This window comes from Mesorhizobium sp. M0185, assembly GCF_040322175.1.
In the GTDB taxonomy this organism is placed as follows: domain Bacteria; phylum Pseudomonadota; class Alphaproteobacteria; order Rhizobiales; family Rhizobiaceae; genus Mesorhizobium.
In genome coordinates this window covers 57,296-71,972 of sequence record NZ_JAMYSY010000009.1, presented here as the reverse complement: position 1 = coordinate 71,972, position 14,677 = coordinate 57,296, and the positions used below count along the sequence as shown (strand labels likewise).

The following is a 14,677-nucleotide window of genomic DNA, read 5'->3' as shown; positions in this document are numbered from 1 at the left end:
GATATTCGCGTCTCGGCGCTGATTTGTTACGGGGCCGGCGAAATAATGTCCAAGGCAAATTAGCTGAGCATCACGAAAGTTTGCTCCTTTTGAGCGATTGAGTGGGCCAGCAATGTTGACTGCACCAGTCAGGTATTGGTAGGTGCAGCGTGCCAAGCCAAAGACCATCGAAATCGAGGACGACGCCATGAAATATGCTCTTTCCGCCCTTGCCGGTGCGACAGCACTTGCAATCAGCCTGATCGCCGGCCCGGCAATAGCAGAGGACGAGGGCATCGTCGTCTACAACGCCCAGCACGAAAACCTGACCAAGGCCTGGGCGGAGGGATTCACCAAGGAAACCGGCATCAAGGTTACCGTCCGCAATGGCGGCGACAGCGATTTCTCCAATCAGATCGTTGCAGAAGGCACCGCTTCGCCCGCCGATGTATTCCTGACGGAGAATTCGCCGGCCATGGCATTAGTCGAGGCGGCCGGCCTGTTCGCACCGGTCGACACCGAGACGCTGGCCCAGGTTCCGCAGGAGTACCAGCCGGCGAGCGGCAAATGGGTCGGCGTCGCCGCGCGCAGCACCGTCTTTGCCTACAACAAGACCAAGCTGAGCGCCGACCAGCTGCCCAAATCGCTGCTCGATCTCGCCGATCCGAGCTGGAAGGGCCGCTGGGCCGCTTCGCCCTCCGGCGCCGATTTCCAGGCGATCGTCAGCGCGCTTCTGCAGCTCAAGGGTGAGGCGGCGACGGCCGAATGGCTGAAGGCGATGAAGGAGAATTTTACCGCCTATAAGGGCAACAGCACGGTGATGAAGGCGGTCAATGCCGGCGAGGTCGAAGGCGGCGTGATCTATCACTATTACTACTACGGCGATCAGGCCAAGACCGGCGAGAACAGCAAGAACGTCGAGTTGCACTATTTCAAGCATCAGGATCCCGGTGCTTTCGTCTCGATTTCCGGCGGCGGCGTGCTGGCCTCGAGCAAGCACCCGAAGGAAGCGCAGGCTTTCCTGAAATGGGTCACCGGCAATGGCGGCCAGGACGTGCTGAAAACAGGCGATTCGTTCGAATACGCAGTCGGCAAGGGCGCCGAGTCCAATCCGAAGCTGGTGCCGCTGGCCGATCTGCAGGCGCCGAAAGTCGACCCGACGACGCTGAACTCGAAAAAGGTGACCGACCTGATGACGGCGGCCGGCTTGCTTTAGCCGGCGTTCGTCCTAAAAGGGCAACCGACTGCGCTCCTGTGGGAATTCGCTTTCCACAGGAGCGCTCTGTTTTCAAGATGGCATTTGCCTATGACCACAAGCTACCCGCGAGATTATCCGCCGCCGATCGTTTCCGCCTCCGGGCGGAGCTGGCGCAACGTCTGATCTGATGCAATCCGCGATCGATCTCGCACGCCCAGGCTTGCCGGCCGACGCCACGGCCGTGCGGGCACGTCGTTGGTCGGTCTCATGGATTGCGTTGGCTGCCGTCTTTGTCTCGCTTTTCGCGCTGCTGCCGCTTGCCTTCATCGTCTGGGTGGCGGTGCAGACCGGCTGGGAAACGGTGGCGGCGCTGGTGTTCAGGCCGCGCGTCGGCGAACTTCTGGTCAACACCAGCCTGCTGGTGGTGTTGGCGGTGCCGATCTCGATCGTGCTGTCGGTCATGCTGGCCTGGCTGACCGAGCGCAGCGATCTGCCGGGTGCCCGCCTATGGGCCTGGCTGTCGGTGGCGCCGCTCGCCATTCCGGCCTTCGTCCACAGTTACGCCTGGGTCACCATGGTGCCCAGACTGCACGGCCTGTGGGCCGGCGTGCTTGTGTCGGTCATCGCCTATTTCCCCTTCCTTTATCTGCCGGTGGCGGCGGCATTGCGCCGGCTCGATCCCGCTCTCGAGGATGCAGCGGCAGCCCTTGGTCTCGGCCCGTGGCGTGTGTTCAGGCGCGTCGTGCTGCCGCAGCTCCGGCTCGCCATTTGCGGCGGCTCCCTGCTGGTCGGCCTGCATCTCCTGGCCGAATATGGGCTCTATGTCTTCATCCGCTTCGACACCTTCACCACCGCGATCGTCGACCAGTTCCAGTCGACCTTCAACGGTCCCGCCGCCAACATGCTGGCCGGCGTGCTGGTGACCTGCTGCCTTGTGCTGCTCGGGCTGGAGGTGCTGGTGCGCGGCGAGGAGCGCTATGCCCGCGTCGGTTCGGGTGCTGCGCGCCAGCAGCAGCGCACGGGCCTTGGGCGCGCCACCATTCCTTGCCTGCTGCTGCCTGCCATTACCACGCTGCTGGCGCTCGGCGTGCCGTTCGCCACTATCGGCCGCTGGCTCATGGCCGGCGGCGCCGATGTCTGGCGGCTCGACGAGATCGGCCTGGCGCTTGGCCAAACGCTGTTCCTAGCAATTGCCGGCGCGCTGCTCGCCACCGTCGCGGCAATGCCGATGGCGTGGATTTCGATCCGCGCGCCGGGGCGGCTGCAACGCGTCCTGGAGGGCTGCAACTATATCGTCGGCGCGTTGCCCGGCGTTGTCATCGCCCTGGCGCTGGTCACCATCGCCGTGCGTATCGCCATGCCGCTCTACCAGACCCTGTTCACCATCCTGGTCGCCTATGCGCTGATGTTCCTGCCGCGCGCTCTGATTAGCCTCAGGGCGTCGATCGCACAGGCGCCGGTCGAGCTCGAACGCGCCGCCTCCAGCCTCGGCCGGTCGCCGCTCAAGGCGCTGTGGTCGACGACCATCCGCCTGTCGGCGCCGGGCGCCGCAGCCGGCATGGCGTTGGTCGCGCTGGGTATCATGAACGAATTGACCGCAACCCAGATGCTGGCGCCCAACGGCACCCGCACGCTGGCCATGGCGTTCTGGTCCTATAGCGGCGAGATCGACTATGCGTCGGCGGCGCCTTATGCCCTGATCATGGTGGCGATGTCGCTGCCTTTGACCTGGTTGCTCTACGTCCAGTCGAAGCGGATGGCCGGGCGATGAGCTTTCTCGAGCTGAGCGGCATCCACAAGCACTACGGGCCCGTCGCAGCACTTGCCGGCGTCGACCTCAGCGTGGCCAGCGGCAGCCGTACGGCAATCGTCGGGCCGTCCGGTTGTGGCAAGACCACCTTGCTGCGGCTGATCGCCGGCTTCGAGGCGCCGGACCAGGGCCGCATCGTGCTCGATGGCGAGGTGCTGGCCGATGGCGACACGGCCGTGCCGGCGCATCGCCGCGGCATCGGGCTGGTGGCGCAGGACGGCGCTCTATTCCCGCATCTGAGCATCGCCGCCAATATCGGCTTCGGCATGGGGCGTCACGAGGAAAAGCGCAGTGAGCGCATCGCCGAGCTCGCCTATGTCGTCGGGCTGGACAAAGGTATCCTGAAGCGCCGTCCGCACGAACTCTCCGGTGGCCAGCAGCAGCGCGTCGCGCTCGCCCGCGCCATGGCCATGAAGCCGCGGCTGATGCTGCTCGACGAGCCGTTCTCGGCGCTCGACACCGGCCTGCGCGCCTCGATGCGCAAGGCCGTGGCCGAGCTCCTTGAAACCGCCGGCATCACCACCATCCTGGTCACCCACGACCAGGCCGAGGCGCTGTCATTCGCCAGCCAGGTCGCGGTGATGCGCGACGGCAAATTCTCGCAGGTCGGCACGCCGCGCGAGCTCTATTTCAAGCCGAAGGACAGGATGGTCGCCGAGTTCCTTGGCGACGCCATCGTCCTGCCGGCAAGGATCGCCGATGGCTTCGCCATCTCGCCGCTCGGCCGCATCGCTGTCGACAGCTCGGAGCGGCGCGACGTCGCCCGCATCATGCTGCGGCCGGAGCAGGTGTTGCTGAAACGCACATCGCGTGAAGGCATGTCCGGCACGCCGGACATGCTGTTCGGCGAGGTGACGGATTCGGAGTTCGCCGGCTCGATGTGCACCATCGCGGTGCGTCTGTTGAACAGCCCCGATCCGCCCGACGCCGCCGCCATCGGCAATACGCCGTTGATCCTGCGCAAGCCGGGCATGGACGCGCCGGCGATCGGCGAGATCGTCCGGCTGACCGTGTCGGGCAAGGCGCATGTGTTTGCATGAACGGTTTTGCGCAAGGCCGACTTCAATCGACCCGTTTGCCCGCCTGATCGAACCAATGCAGCTTTTCGGACCTGGCCACGACGCGCAATTGGTCGCCTGGCTTGGCGCTGGCGCGGCCTGAGACGCGCACCACGATGCGGCTGCCGGCTGCCACGCAATGGAGAAAGCTTTCGGCACCGACCGGTTCGACCGCTTCCACTGTTGCCGGCAGCGCGAGCGCGCCGGCCGGCGCCTCTGCCGCGAAGGTGATGTCGGCGTCCTCCGGACGAAAGCCTAGTGTCACTGCCTTGCCCTGTCGAGGCGCCAAGCCAATCACAGTACCGTCCGCCAATACCGAGCTTGGGGAGGCCCCTGTGAGCGCCAGCAGATTCATCGGCGGTGCGCCTATGAACGAAGCGACGAAGGTCGAGGCCGGTTTCTCGTACACATCAAGCGGCGCGCCGGTCTGCTCGACCAGGCCGGCGTTCATGACGACGAGGATGTCGGCCAGCGTCATCGCCTCAAGTTGGTCGTGCGTGACATAAACCGAGGTGACGCCAAGCGAGCGCTGCAAATTCTTGATCTCGACGCGCATCTGCCCGCGCAATTTCGCATCGAGGTTGGACAAGGGCTCGTCGAACAGGAAGACTTTCGGGTCGCGCACGATGGCACGGCCCATGGCGACACGCTGGCGCTGGCCGCCGGAAAGCTCGCGCGGGCGCCGGTCGAGAAGCGCCGAAAGCTCCAGCACCTTGGCGGTCGAACGCACCCTGCTGTCGATCTCGTCCTTCGGCGTGCCGCGGTTGCGCAGGCCATAGGCCATGTTGTCATAGACCTTCATATGTGGGTAGAGCGCGTAATTCTGGAACACCATGGCGATGTCGCGCTCGGTCGGGCCAATGGCGTTGACCACCTTGCCGTCGATGGCGACTATCCCGGCCGAAATGGTCTCCAACCCGGCGATCATCCTCAGCAGCGTGGACTTGCCGCAGCCAGAGGGGCCGACCAGCACGCAAAGCTCCTTGTCGGGAATGGCGATGGAAACGCCCTTCACGGCTTCGATGCCGCCGGGATAGACCTTCTTCACATCCTTCAGATCCACGGTCGCCATCAGCTTCTCACTTTTCGGATTCGACCAGACCGCGCACGAACCAGCGTTGCATCAGCACGACCACCAGGATCGGCGGCACGATGGCCAGCATTGCCGTGACCATCACGAGGTGCCATTGGGTGTCGGCATCGGCGAAGGAAACCATCTTTCTCAGCGCGATGACGATGGTGTTCATGTCGTTGCTGTTGGTGACGAGCAGCGGCCAAAGATACTGCGTCCAGCCATAGATGAAGAGGATCACGAACAGCGCGGCGATGTTTGTCCGCGACAGCGGCACCAGAATATCGAAAAAGAAGCGCCATGGCCCGGCACCGTCGACACGCGCCGCCTCGACCAATTCGCCCGGTATGGTCATGAAGAACTGGCGAAACAGCAGCGTTGCGGTGGCCGAGGCGATCAGCGGGACGATCAGGCCGGCATAGGTGTCGATCATGCCGAGATCGACCATCACCTTGTAGGTCGGCAGGATGCGCACCTCGACTGGAAGCATCAAGGTGATGAAGATCAGCCAGAAGAAGGTCATGCGCAGCGGAAAGCGAAAGAACACGATCGCGTAGGCCGACAGGATCGAGATGAAGATCTTTCCCACCGCAACGCCGAGCGCCATGATCGTGGTGTTGAGGAGCAGCCTGCCGACGCTGACCCCGCCGATACGACCGATGCCGCCGAACAGCGCCTCGCTGTAATTGTTCCATAGCTGGCCGCCGGGCAAGAGCGGCAGGGGCGGCCTGAGGATCGTTTGCAGCGTGTGCGTCGAGGCAACGAAGGTGTAGTAGATCGGAAAAGCCACGATCAATATGCCGAGGATGAGCACGGCATGGGCGATGAAGGTGCGGAGCGGGGACTGGCCGATCATCGCTGCCCTCAGCCGTAATGGACTTTGCGTTCCACATAGCGGAACTGGATCGCTGTGAGCGCAATGACGATGGCCATCAGGATGACCGACTGCGCCGCCGAATCGCCCAGGATCAGATTGACGAAGCCGTCATTGTAGACCTTGTAGACCAGCGTCTCGGTCGTCTTGCCCGGCCCGCCGCCGGTGACGGCATGAACGATGCCGAACGTGTCGAACAGGGCATAGACGGTGTTGACGACCAGCAGGAAAAAGGTTGTCGGCGCAAGCAGCGGGAAGACGATGGTCCAGAAGCGCTTGGTTTCGCCGGCGCCGTCCATGGCCGCCGCTTCGATCAGCGTTTTCGGCACCGCCTGCAGGCCGGCGACGAAGAACAGGAAGTTGTAGCTGATCTGCTTCCAGGCAGCAGCCGACACCAGCAGGATCATGGCGTGGGTGCCGTTGAGCAGCGGGTCCCATACGATGCCGAGGCTTCTCAGCAAATAGGCCAACGAGCCGATCGAGGGATTGAACAGGAAAAGCCAAAGCATGCCGGCAATCGCCGGCGCCACGGCGTAAGGCCATATCAACAGTGTGCGGTAGAGGCCTTTGCCGCGCACGGCCTTCTCGGCCATGACCGCGAGCACCAGGGCCACAACCATGGCAACGATCGCGGTCGCAAGAGAGAACACTACTGTGACCTTGATCGAGTTGAGGTAGGCCGGATCGGCCAGCACCTTCCGGAAATTGGCAAACCAGACAAACCGGCTCCTCAGCCCGAACGCGTCTTGCCTGAGCATCGACTGGTAAAGCGCCTGACCGGCCGGCCAGTAAAAGAAAACCAGGGTGATGGCGAGTTGTGGCGCCACCAGCAGGTAGGGCAGGATCTTGTTGGGAAAGACGACGCGTGGAGACAGGCTGATTTCCCTCGCTATCCAGGTATCGCCCACGCGAGCTCGCGCGGGCGATATTCCAACCGACTAACCGAGATAATCCCGTCAGTTCTCCAGCGCTTCCTTGATCGCGGCGTTGCCGCGCGTGACCGCATTGTCGAGCGCCTGCTGAGCGGTTTGTTGGCCGGCCAGCATCTTCTCCAGCTCCTCGTTCTGGATATCGCGCACCTGCGGCAGATTCGGCAGGCGCACGCCCTTCGAGTTGTCGGTCGGCGCCTTGCCCGTCATCTGCAGGATGGGTGTCTCGCGGCCGGGGTTTTTGTCATAGAAGCCTGATTTCTTAGTCGCCTCGTATGCCGCAAGCGTCACTGGCAGGTATCCCGACTTCTGGTGCAGATATTCCTGCACATCGGTCTTGGACAGATAGGCAAAGAAGGCCGCGACGCCCTTGTATTCCTCGTCCGACTTGTTGCCGAACACCCACAGGCTGGCACCACCCGGCGTCGTGTTCTGTGGTGCGCCCTTGGCGTCGGTATCATACGGAAGCTGGCCGATGCCATAGTTCATGCCGGACTTGACGATATCGCCGAGGCCGCCCGACGATTCGGTGAAGATGCCGCATTCGCCGGCGAGGAATATCTGCTTGGCTTCGGAGGTGCGTCCGCCATATTTGAACGTGCCGTCCTTGGCCAGGTCAGCTAGCGCCTGGAAGTGGTTGACGAAAATCGGCGCATTGATCTTGAGTTCGACATCACCGCCGGCCAGTCCATTCTGCTGGGTGGCCCAAGGCACGTCATTCCACGCCGCGAAATTCTCCAGGTGGATCCAGGTCAGCCAGGTCGAGGTATAGCCGCAAGGGGCGGCGCCGCTCGTCTTGATCTTCTTGGCAGCTTCCCACACCTCGTTCCACGTCTTGGGCGGATTGTTCACGTCGAGGCCTGCCTTCTGGAAGATGTCCTTGTTGTAATAGAGGATGGGCGAGGAAGAGTTGTAGGGGAACGATAGCATGGTGCCGTCCGGCTTCGAATAATAGCCTACGATGCCGGGCAGATACTGGCTCTTGTCGAAAGTCATCCCGGCGCCGGTCATCACATCGGCCACCGGCTTTATCGCACCCTCGGCCGCCATCATCACGCCGGTGCCGACGTCGAACACCTGGAGGATATCGGGCGCCTGGCCGGCGCGGAAAGCGGCGATGCCGGCATTCAGCGTCTCCGGATAGGTGCCCTTGAACACCGGAACGAGCTCATAGTCGCTCTGGCTGGCGTTGAAATCCTTGGAGATCTTGGCGACGACCTCGGCGTTGGCGCCGGTCATGGCGTGCCACCAGCTGATCTGCGTGACGGCGAAGGCGGAGGTGGTGGAAAGCAGGGTCAAGGTGGCGGCGATACCGGCCGCAAAGCCGAAGAACTTCATGTTTCATCTCCCGTTTGTCATTGGCGAAAGGGGGCACCTCCGCAAAGCCAATATGTGGCGCTGATGACAATCGGACAACGGTTTTGTTGCGGATCAATGAACACCATTTCTTCCTAAAGTGCACTCGCTACCGAAAGCGCGGCGTCAGAAACGACATCACCGCCTTGTCGGCGCAGCGGCATCGGTTTTCCCCCGAAAAGACCCGCCTCATGGCCCGCGGGTTAACCATTCGTTAAAATCTCCAAGAGCTAATCCGTCACATCTCTCCTGTTAGTTTTGGCAGACCGAGTGAACCAGGATGCTGACGGTCTATAATTGTATCGTAAATCAGCACGACCTGAGACTGGTTGCGCTCGCCGCGCTCGTCTGTGGAATTTCTTGTTTCTCAGCAGTTAATCTCCTTAGGCATGTCGGCCGATCGACCGAGCGAAACCGGCTTGTCTGGCTGATGATCGCCGCGGCCTCGACCGGGTTCGGCATATGGGCGACGCATTTCATCGCCATGACCGCGTTTACGCCGGGAATACCGAACGCATACAATCCGGGATTATCCGCCTTTTCGCTTGCCGCCGCCGTTATCATGACCGCGCTTGGGATGTGGGTCGCCACCTTGCGCCGCGGCATCGACCATTTCCTCGTCGGTGGCGCCATTCTGGGCGGCGCCATCGCGACGATGCACTACATCGGCATGGCAGCTTTCGAGGTCGAAGGCCGGGTCGTATGGAACCTGCTCCTTGTCGCGATATCGCTTCTGGCCGGCGTGACCCTCGCGGCACTGGCGCTCCTTGTCGTCTTGCGCCGTCCGTCAGCGCTCGCGACTTTCGGCGGCGCCGCGCTTTTGACGCTGGCGATTTGCAGCTTGCATTTCATCGCGATGGCCGCGGTGTCGATCATTCCGGATTCCTCGATTGAAATATCCGAACATTCCATCGAGCCCATTTCCCAGGCCTTTGCCGCAGCGGTCGCCAGCCTGATAATCCTTGTGCTATCGGGTGCCGCGCTGTGGATCGACCTGCGCTTTCGCCGCCAGAAGCTCGAGGCCGATCGCATGCACGATCTCGCCAATGCGGCGGTGGAAGGTCTGATCGTTTGCGATGGCACCCGCATCGTCAGCGCCAATGACAGTATGGCGAAGCTGACCGGAACAGCGACAGCCACCCTGAACACGATGCAATTCGGCGAGCTTTTCGACGGACAGAGCGCAGCCGATATGTCCGGCTTCGGCGAACAGGCGCAGGAAGCGAAGTTAAGGGGCAGCGACGGGGCGAGAATTCCTGTCGAGCTGATCGCCAGGAAAATCACCTACTGCGGCAGGCCTCATACGGTGCTTGCCGTTCGCGACATCCGTGAGCGCAAGAAGGCAGAACAAGAGATCCTCCGCCTCGCGCATTTCGATCCGCTTACCGGGCTTGCCAATCGGCGGAGCTTTTCTTCCCGGCTGGAAGCAGAATTCGCCTCGATGGATCGTGGCGGCAAGGATGGACATCTGGCGCTCCTGCTGCTTGACCTTGACCGGTTCAAGCAAGTCAACGACCTCTATGGCCACGGGGCCGGCGATGCTATGCTGCAGAAGCTGGCGCACTGCATTTCCGGCATCCCGCGCCACGGACAGATGCTCGCGCGTCTCGGCGGCGATGAATTTGCCATCATAGCTCCGAACCTCCCCGACCCCCTGGCCGCAGGCCGGATAGCCGAGGACTTGCTGGCGGCGATCCGGGAGGAAAACAGGGTTTCGGTCGGCTCCGGCCTCGTCTCGGCCAGCATCGGCATCGCCTTCTTTCCGCTGGATGCCGAAGACCAGGCCGGCCTGATCAGCCATGCCGACACGGCACTCCATCGCGCCAAAACCGAAGGCAGGGACACTTATCGGTTTTTCGAGATGGCCATGGGCACCGCGGCCCGCGACAAGCGCGTGATGGAGCATGAATTGCGCCAGGCGATCGCCCGCAAGGAGTTCCACCTCGTCTATCAGCCGCAGAAGGAGATCCGCGGCGGCAGGATGATCGGCTTCGAAGCCCTGGTCCGTTGGCAGCACCCTGAGCGGGGTGACATTTCTCCGGCCGTTTTCATCCCCGTGGCCGAGGACAGTGGCGCTATCGCGCAGATCGGCGACTGGGTGCTGACGACGGCTTGTAACGATGCTGTTCGCTGGACAAACCCGCTGATGGTCGCCGTCAACGTCTCCGCCGTGCAACTTCACAATCCGAACTTCAGCCGCAAGGTGCACGACGCATTGACGAGATCCGGCCTGGCCCCCGGCAGGCTCGAACTGGAGATCACCGAAACGGCCCTGGTGAAGGACATGCCGCGCGCGCTGGCAACCTTGAGGCAGGTCAAGGCGCTTGGCGTGCATGTGGCGATGGACGATTTTGGCACCGGCTATTCTTCGCTGTCCAACCTCAGCGCCTTTCCCTTCGACAAGATCAAGATCGACGGGTCGTTCATCAAATCGGTCGACAAGAACGCCCAGTTCGCGGCGATCGTTCGCGCCGTGCTGGGGCTTGGACGCGGTCTCGGCTTACCGGTTCTGGCAGAAGGCATCGAGACGCCGGGTGAATTGCAGTTCCTGGACGCCGAGGCTTGCGAGATCGGGCAAGGCTACTACCTCGGCAAACCGGCTCCGATCGAGACATTCGGGGAACTGACGGGCGTGGCCGCTCCGGCAATCCGCACCGCCAGCCGACGCGGCGCAAGCATTGCCGTGCTCAAGCCGCGCCTGCGCACGGTCTGAGCCTATCCCGGCTGAAGCGCCGCCTCGACCAGACGCTTGGCATCCGGCCCCGACCATTCGGCCGGGCCATTCATATGGGCGATCAGGCAGCCTTGCCCATCGATCAGCATGGTGACCGGCAGACCGAGCGCCAGGCCGCGCGTCTTGACGTCGTTGAACAGCGCCATCGTGGCATCGCGATAGTAGCCGAGCGACTTGACGCCGGTGTCCTCCAGGAACTTCTTCGGTTTGGCATCGTCGCCGGCATCGACGTTGACGGCAACAACCTGAAACGCATCGCTGCCCATCTCCTTCTGCAGCGCATCGAGCGCCGGCATTTCGGCGCGGCAAGGTGCGCACCATGTCGCCCACAGATTGAGCAGCACCGTCTTGCCGGCATGATCGGCGATCGTCGTCGGCTTGCCGTCGGGGCCGTTGAAGGCAAGGCTTTTCAGCGATTGCGGCGGATCCGCCGGCAAAAGCGCGGCAACCTGGCCGGTGGCAGCGGCGGCGATCTTCTTGGCACGGTCGGTCTTGGCGGCGCAGGCGACGTCGTCCTTGCCGCCGCCGGCGGCCACTTGCGCGGGCGCCTTGTTGCCAGAACTGCTTTCCCTGACATATACCGCGACCGCGCCGGCCAGCACGCCCGCAACCAAAGCGGCGAGGATGAGACGCAAAGCCGGGAAAAATCTATTGCCGTCTGCCATTTTTGAAAAACTGCTCCGGAGCACGGGTTATAGCGATGAACGACAAGAAGGCCAGCAACCAGATGTGGGGCGGACGTTTTGCCTCGGGTCCGGCCGCAATCATGGAAGCGATCAACGCGTCGATCTCGTTCGACCGCAAACTCTATGCGCAGGATATTCGCGGCTCGATCGCCCATAGCCAGATGCTGGCGCAAACGGGCATTATTTCGGCGGCCGATCAAGAAAAAATCGCTCACGGGCTGAACACGATCCTCGCAGAGATCGAGGCCGGCACCTTCGAGTTCTCGACCAGGCTGGAAGACATCCACATGAATGTCGAGGCCCGTCTGGCCGATTTGATCGGCCCCGCCGCCGGCCGCCTGCATACCGCCCGCTCGCGCAACGACCAGGTGGCGGTCGACCTCAGGCTGTGGGTCAAGGACGAATGCTTTCGTGTCGCCGAGGCGCTGAAGGGCCTGATCACGGCGTTCCTGGATCGGGCCGAGGAGCATGCGGCAACGGTGATGCCGGGCTTCACCCACATGCAGGCGGCGCAGCCGGTGACCTTCGGCCACCACTGCATGGCTTATGTCGAGATGTTTGCACGCGACCTGTCGCGCGTCCGCGATGCGATTGAGCGGATGGATGAAAGCCCGCTCGGCGCCGCCGCCCTTGCCGGCACCAGCTTTTCCATCGACCGGCACCAGACGGCGAAGGCGCTTGGCTTCCGCGAGCCGATGCGCAATTCGCTCGACAGTGTTTCGGACCGCGATTTCGCGCTCGAGTTCCTGGGCTTGGCGGCGATCTGCGCGACGCATCTGTCGCGGCTGGCCGAAGAGATCATCATCTGGTCGACGCCGCAATTCGGCTTCGTCAGGCTATCGGATAGTTTCTCGACGGGTTCGTCGATCATGCCGCAGAAGAAGAACCCGGACGCTGCCGAACTGGTGCGCGGCAAGACCGGCCGCGTCACCGGCCATCTCGTCGGCCTGCTGACGGTGATGAAGGGCATGCCGCTGACCTATGGCAAGGACATGCAGGAAGACAAGGAATCCGTCTTCGACGCGGCCGAGACGCTCGACCTGATGCTGGCGGCAATGACCGGCATGGTGCGCGACATGACGGTGAACACTGCTGCGATGAAAAAGGCGGCCGGCGCCGGCTATTCGACTGCGACCGACCTCGCCGACTGGCTGGTGCGCACGCTCGGCCTGCCGTTCCGCGAGGCGCACCATATCACTGGCCGGGCGGTGGCGCTGGCCGAGGACAGGAAGATCGGGCTCGACAGGCTTTCGCTGGAGGATCTGCAGTCCATTCACCCCGGTATCAGCGCCGACGTGTTTTCGGTTCTTGCCGTGCAGAATTCTGTAAAGAGCCGCACGAGCTTCGGCGGCACCGCGCCGTCCGAGGTGCGCAAGCAGATCCGCTACTGGAAAAAGCGGCTCGCCAAGGCGTAAGACGCGGGGTGCAATGGCCGCAAAACTCGGCTAGAAGCGGCTGCGGGCAACAGTTTCGGACGGATGGCACGATGACCGGAAGCAGGATTTTGGTGACGCTGACGCTGCTGGCGGCAATGGCCACCGTTGCGGCCTGCGGCAGGAAGGCTGCGCTCGACACGCCGTACGCGGCAGCCGTGCAGGCCCGCAAGGACGCCGAGAAGGCCAAGCAACCTTTGCCGCCGGAGCCGGAAAAACCTGTCGAGGACAAGAAATTCATCCTCGACCCGCTGCTCTGATTTCGGACCAATCTCGTGAACCATTTCGACTACCGCGACGGCGCGCTGCATGCCGAGGACGTGGCGATATCAGACATCGCCGCCAGCGTCGGCACGCCGTTCTACTGTTATTCAACGGCGACGCTGACCAGGCATTTTCGCGTCTTCACCGAGGCCTTTGCCGGGCTCGATGCTCTCGTCTGCTATGCCATGAAGGCGAATTCCAACCAGGCCGTGCTGAGGGTGCTGGCAAGGCTCGGCGCCGGCGCCGACGTGGTCTCGGAGGGCGAATTGCGCCGCGCTTTGACGGCCGGCATCCCGGCAAGCAAGATCCTGTTTTCGGGCGTCGGCAAGACCGCTCGCGAAATGGATTTTGCGCTCTCGGCCGGCATTCTCTGTTTCAACGTCGAATCCGAACCGGAGCTGGAGCTGCTGTCGGCCCGCGCCACCGCGCTGGGCAAGATCGCGCCGATCTCGCTGCGCATCAATCCGGATGTCGACGCCAGGACGCACAAGAAGATTTCGACTGGGAAGGCCGAGAACAAGTTCGGCATTCCGTGGCAGCATGCGCGGAAGGTCTATGCGCGCGCGGCTGAGCTGCCGGGCATCAAGGTCACCGGCATAGACACCCATATCGGCAGCCAGATCACCGAATTGCAGCCCTTCGACGACGCCTTTGCGCTGCTGGTGGAGCTGGTCGGCGCCTTGCGCTCCGACGGTCATGCCATCGAGCACATCGATGTCGGCGGCGGCCTTGGCATTCCCTACCGCGTCGACAACAACCCGCCGCCTTTGCCCGATGCCTATGCCCAGATCGTCAGGAAGCATGTTGCCAAACTTGGGCTGAAAGTGACGTTCGAGCCAGGCCGGCTGATCGTCGGCAATGCCGGCATCCTGGTCTCGCAGGTGATCTTCGTGAAGGAGGGCGACGCCAAGAACTTCCTCGTCGTAGACGCCGCGATGAACGACCTGATCCGGCCGACGCTTTACGACGCTTTCCACGACATCAGGCCGGTGGCGCAGCAGCCGGCCGCTGCACCACGCATGAAGGTCGACGTCGTTGGCCCGGTTTGTGAGACCGGCGACTATCTCGGGCTCGACCGTGACCTGCCCCGGCTGAAATCCGGCGACCTGATCGCTGTCTCCACCGCCGGCGCCTATGGCGCCGTTCAGGCCGGCACCTACAATACCAGGCTGCTGGTACCGGAAGTGCTGGTCGACGGCGACCGCTTCCACGTTGTGCGCCCGCGCCAGACCTATGACGAGCTGATCGGACTGGACTCGGTGCCGGACTGGTTGGAGTAGAACT

12 protein-coding genes are annotated in these 14,677 nt (G+C 62.9%); 7 read left to right on the top strand and 5 right to left on the bottom strand.

Annotated elements, in window-relative coordinates:
- Positions 1–187: 187 nt before the first annotated feature.
- From NKJ20_RS09805 to NKJ20_RS09795, 3 genes are all read left to right on the top strand, one after another.
- Positions 188–1,195 carry an iron ABC transporter substrate-binding protein gene (locus NKJ20_RS09805; RefSeq protein WP_352452473.1) on the top strand — a complete coding sequence of 336 codons (1,008 nt, stop codon included), beginning with the start codon at positions 188–190 and terminating at the stop codon, positions 1,193–1,195.
- Between the two features lie 169 nt (positions 1,196–1,364).
- Positions 1,365–2,948, top strand: coding sequence for an ABC transporter permease (locus NKJ20_RS09800; protein ID WP_352577202.1), 1,584 nt, complete (start codon positions 1,365–1,367; stop codon positions 2,946–2,948).
- Positions 2,945–4,027 (top strand): ABC transporter ATP-binding protein, encoded by a 1,083-nt coding sequence (locus tag NKJ20_RS09795; RefSeq protein ID WP_352743791.1) that lies wholly within the window; start codon positions 2,945–2,947, stop codon positions 4,025–4,027. The genes NKJ20_RS09800 and NKJ20_RS09795 overlap by 4 nt, the downstream gene beginning before the upstream one ends.
- 22 nt (positions 4,028–4,049) lie before the next feature.
- On the opposite strand, the gene ugpC is transcribed toward NKJ20_RS09795, so the two are convergent.
- The 4 genes from ugpC to ugpB form a co-directional block, all read right to left on the bottom strand.
- The gene (ugpC, locus tag NKJ20_RS09790) at positions 4,050–5,117 is read right to left on the bottom strand and encodes a sn-glycerol-3-phosphate ABC transporter ATP-binding protein UgpC (RefSeq protein WP_352743789.1); all 1,068 of its coding nucleotides are present in this window, start codon (positions 5,115–5,117) and stop codon (positions 4,050–4,052) included.
- A 7-nt stretch (positions 5,118–5,124) separates the two neighbouring features.
- Complete coding sequence (gene ugpE / locus NKJ20_RS09785; RefSeq protein WP_352570555.1) at positions 5,125–5,973, bottom strand: sn-glycerol-3-phosphate ABC transporter permease UgpE; 849 nt, start codon at positions 5,971–5,973, stop codon at positions 5,125–5,127.
- An 8-nt stretch (positions 5,974–5,981) separates the two neighbouring features.
- On the bottom strand, positions 5,982–6,866 hold the full coding sequence (ugpA, locus tag NKJ20_RS09780; protein WP_352743884.1) for a sn-glycerol-3-phosphate ABC transporter permease UgpA: 885 nt from the start codon (positions 6,864–6,866) through the stop codon (positions 5,982–5,984).
- Between the two features lie 81 nt (positions 6,867–6,947).
- Positions 6,948–8,258, bottom strand: a complete 1,311-nt coding sequence (ugpB, locus tag NKJ20_RS09775; RefSeq protein WP_352743787.1) for a sn-glycerol-3-phosphate ABC transporter substrate-binding protein UgpB — start codon at positions 8,256–8,258, stop codon at positions 6,948–6,950.
- A 298-nt stretch (positions 8,259–8,556) separates the two neighbouring features.
- Here ugpB and NKJ20_RS09770 point away from each other — a divergent pair, with 298 nt between their 5' ends.
- A complete protein-coding gene (locus NKJ20_RS09770; RefSeq protein ID WP_352743786.1) occupies positions 8,557–10,989 on the top strand; it encodes a bifunctional diguanylate cyclase/phosphodiesterase in 2,433 nt (810 codons plus the stop codon).
- Between the two features lie 2 nt (positions 10,990–10,991).
- Here NKJ20_RS09770 and tlpA read toward each other — a convergent pair whose 3' ends face one another.
- Positions 10,992–11,675 carry a thiol:disulfide interchange protein TlpA gene (tlpA, locus tag NKJ20_RS09765; RefSeq protein WP_023677933.1) on the bottom strand — a complete coding sequence of 228 codons (684 nt, stop codon included), beginning with the start codon at positions 11,673–11,675 and terminating at the stop codon, positions 10,992–10,994.
- Between the two features lie 35 nt (positions 11,676–11,710).
- Between tlpA and argH the strand changes: the two genes are divergently transcribed.
- The 3 genes from argH to lysA all read left to right on the top strand — a co-directional run bounded on the left by argH (position 11,711) and on the right by lysA (position 14,673).
- Complete coding sequence (gene argH, locus NKJ20_RS09760; RefSeq protein WP_023677932.1) at positions 11,711–13,111, top strand: argininosuccinate lyase; 1,401 nt, start codon at positions 11,711–11,713, stop codon at positions 13,109–13,111.
- Between the two features lie 71 nt (positions 13,112–13,182).
- A complete protein-coding gene (locus NKJ20_RS09755) occupies positions 13,183–13,389 on the top strand; it encodes a hypothetical protein (RefSeq protein ID WP_023677931.1) in 207 nt (68 codons plus the stop codon).
- A gap of 15 nt (positions 13,390–13,404) precedes the next feature.
- Positions 13,405–14,673 (top strand): diaminopimelate decarboxylase, encoded by a 1,269-nt coding sequence (gene lysA, locus NKJ20_RS09750; RefSeq protein WP_352743783.1) that lies wholly within the window; start codon positions 13,405–13,407, stop codon positions 14,671–14,673.
- Positions 14,674–14,677: the final 4 nt, after the last annotated feature.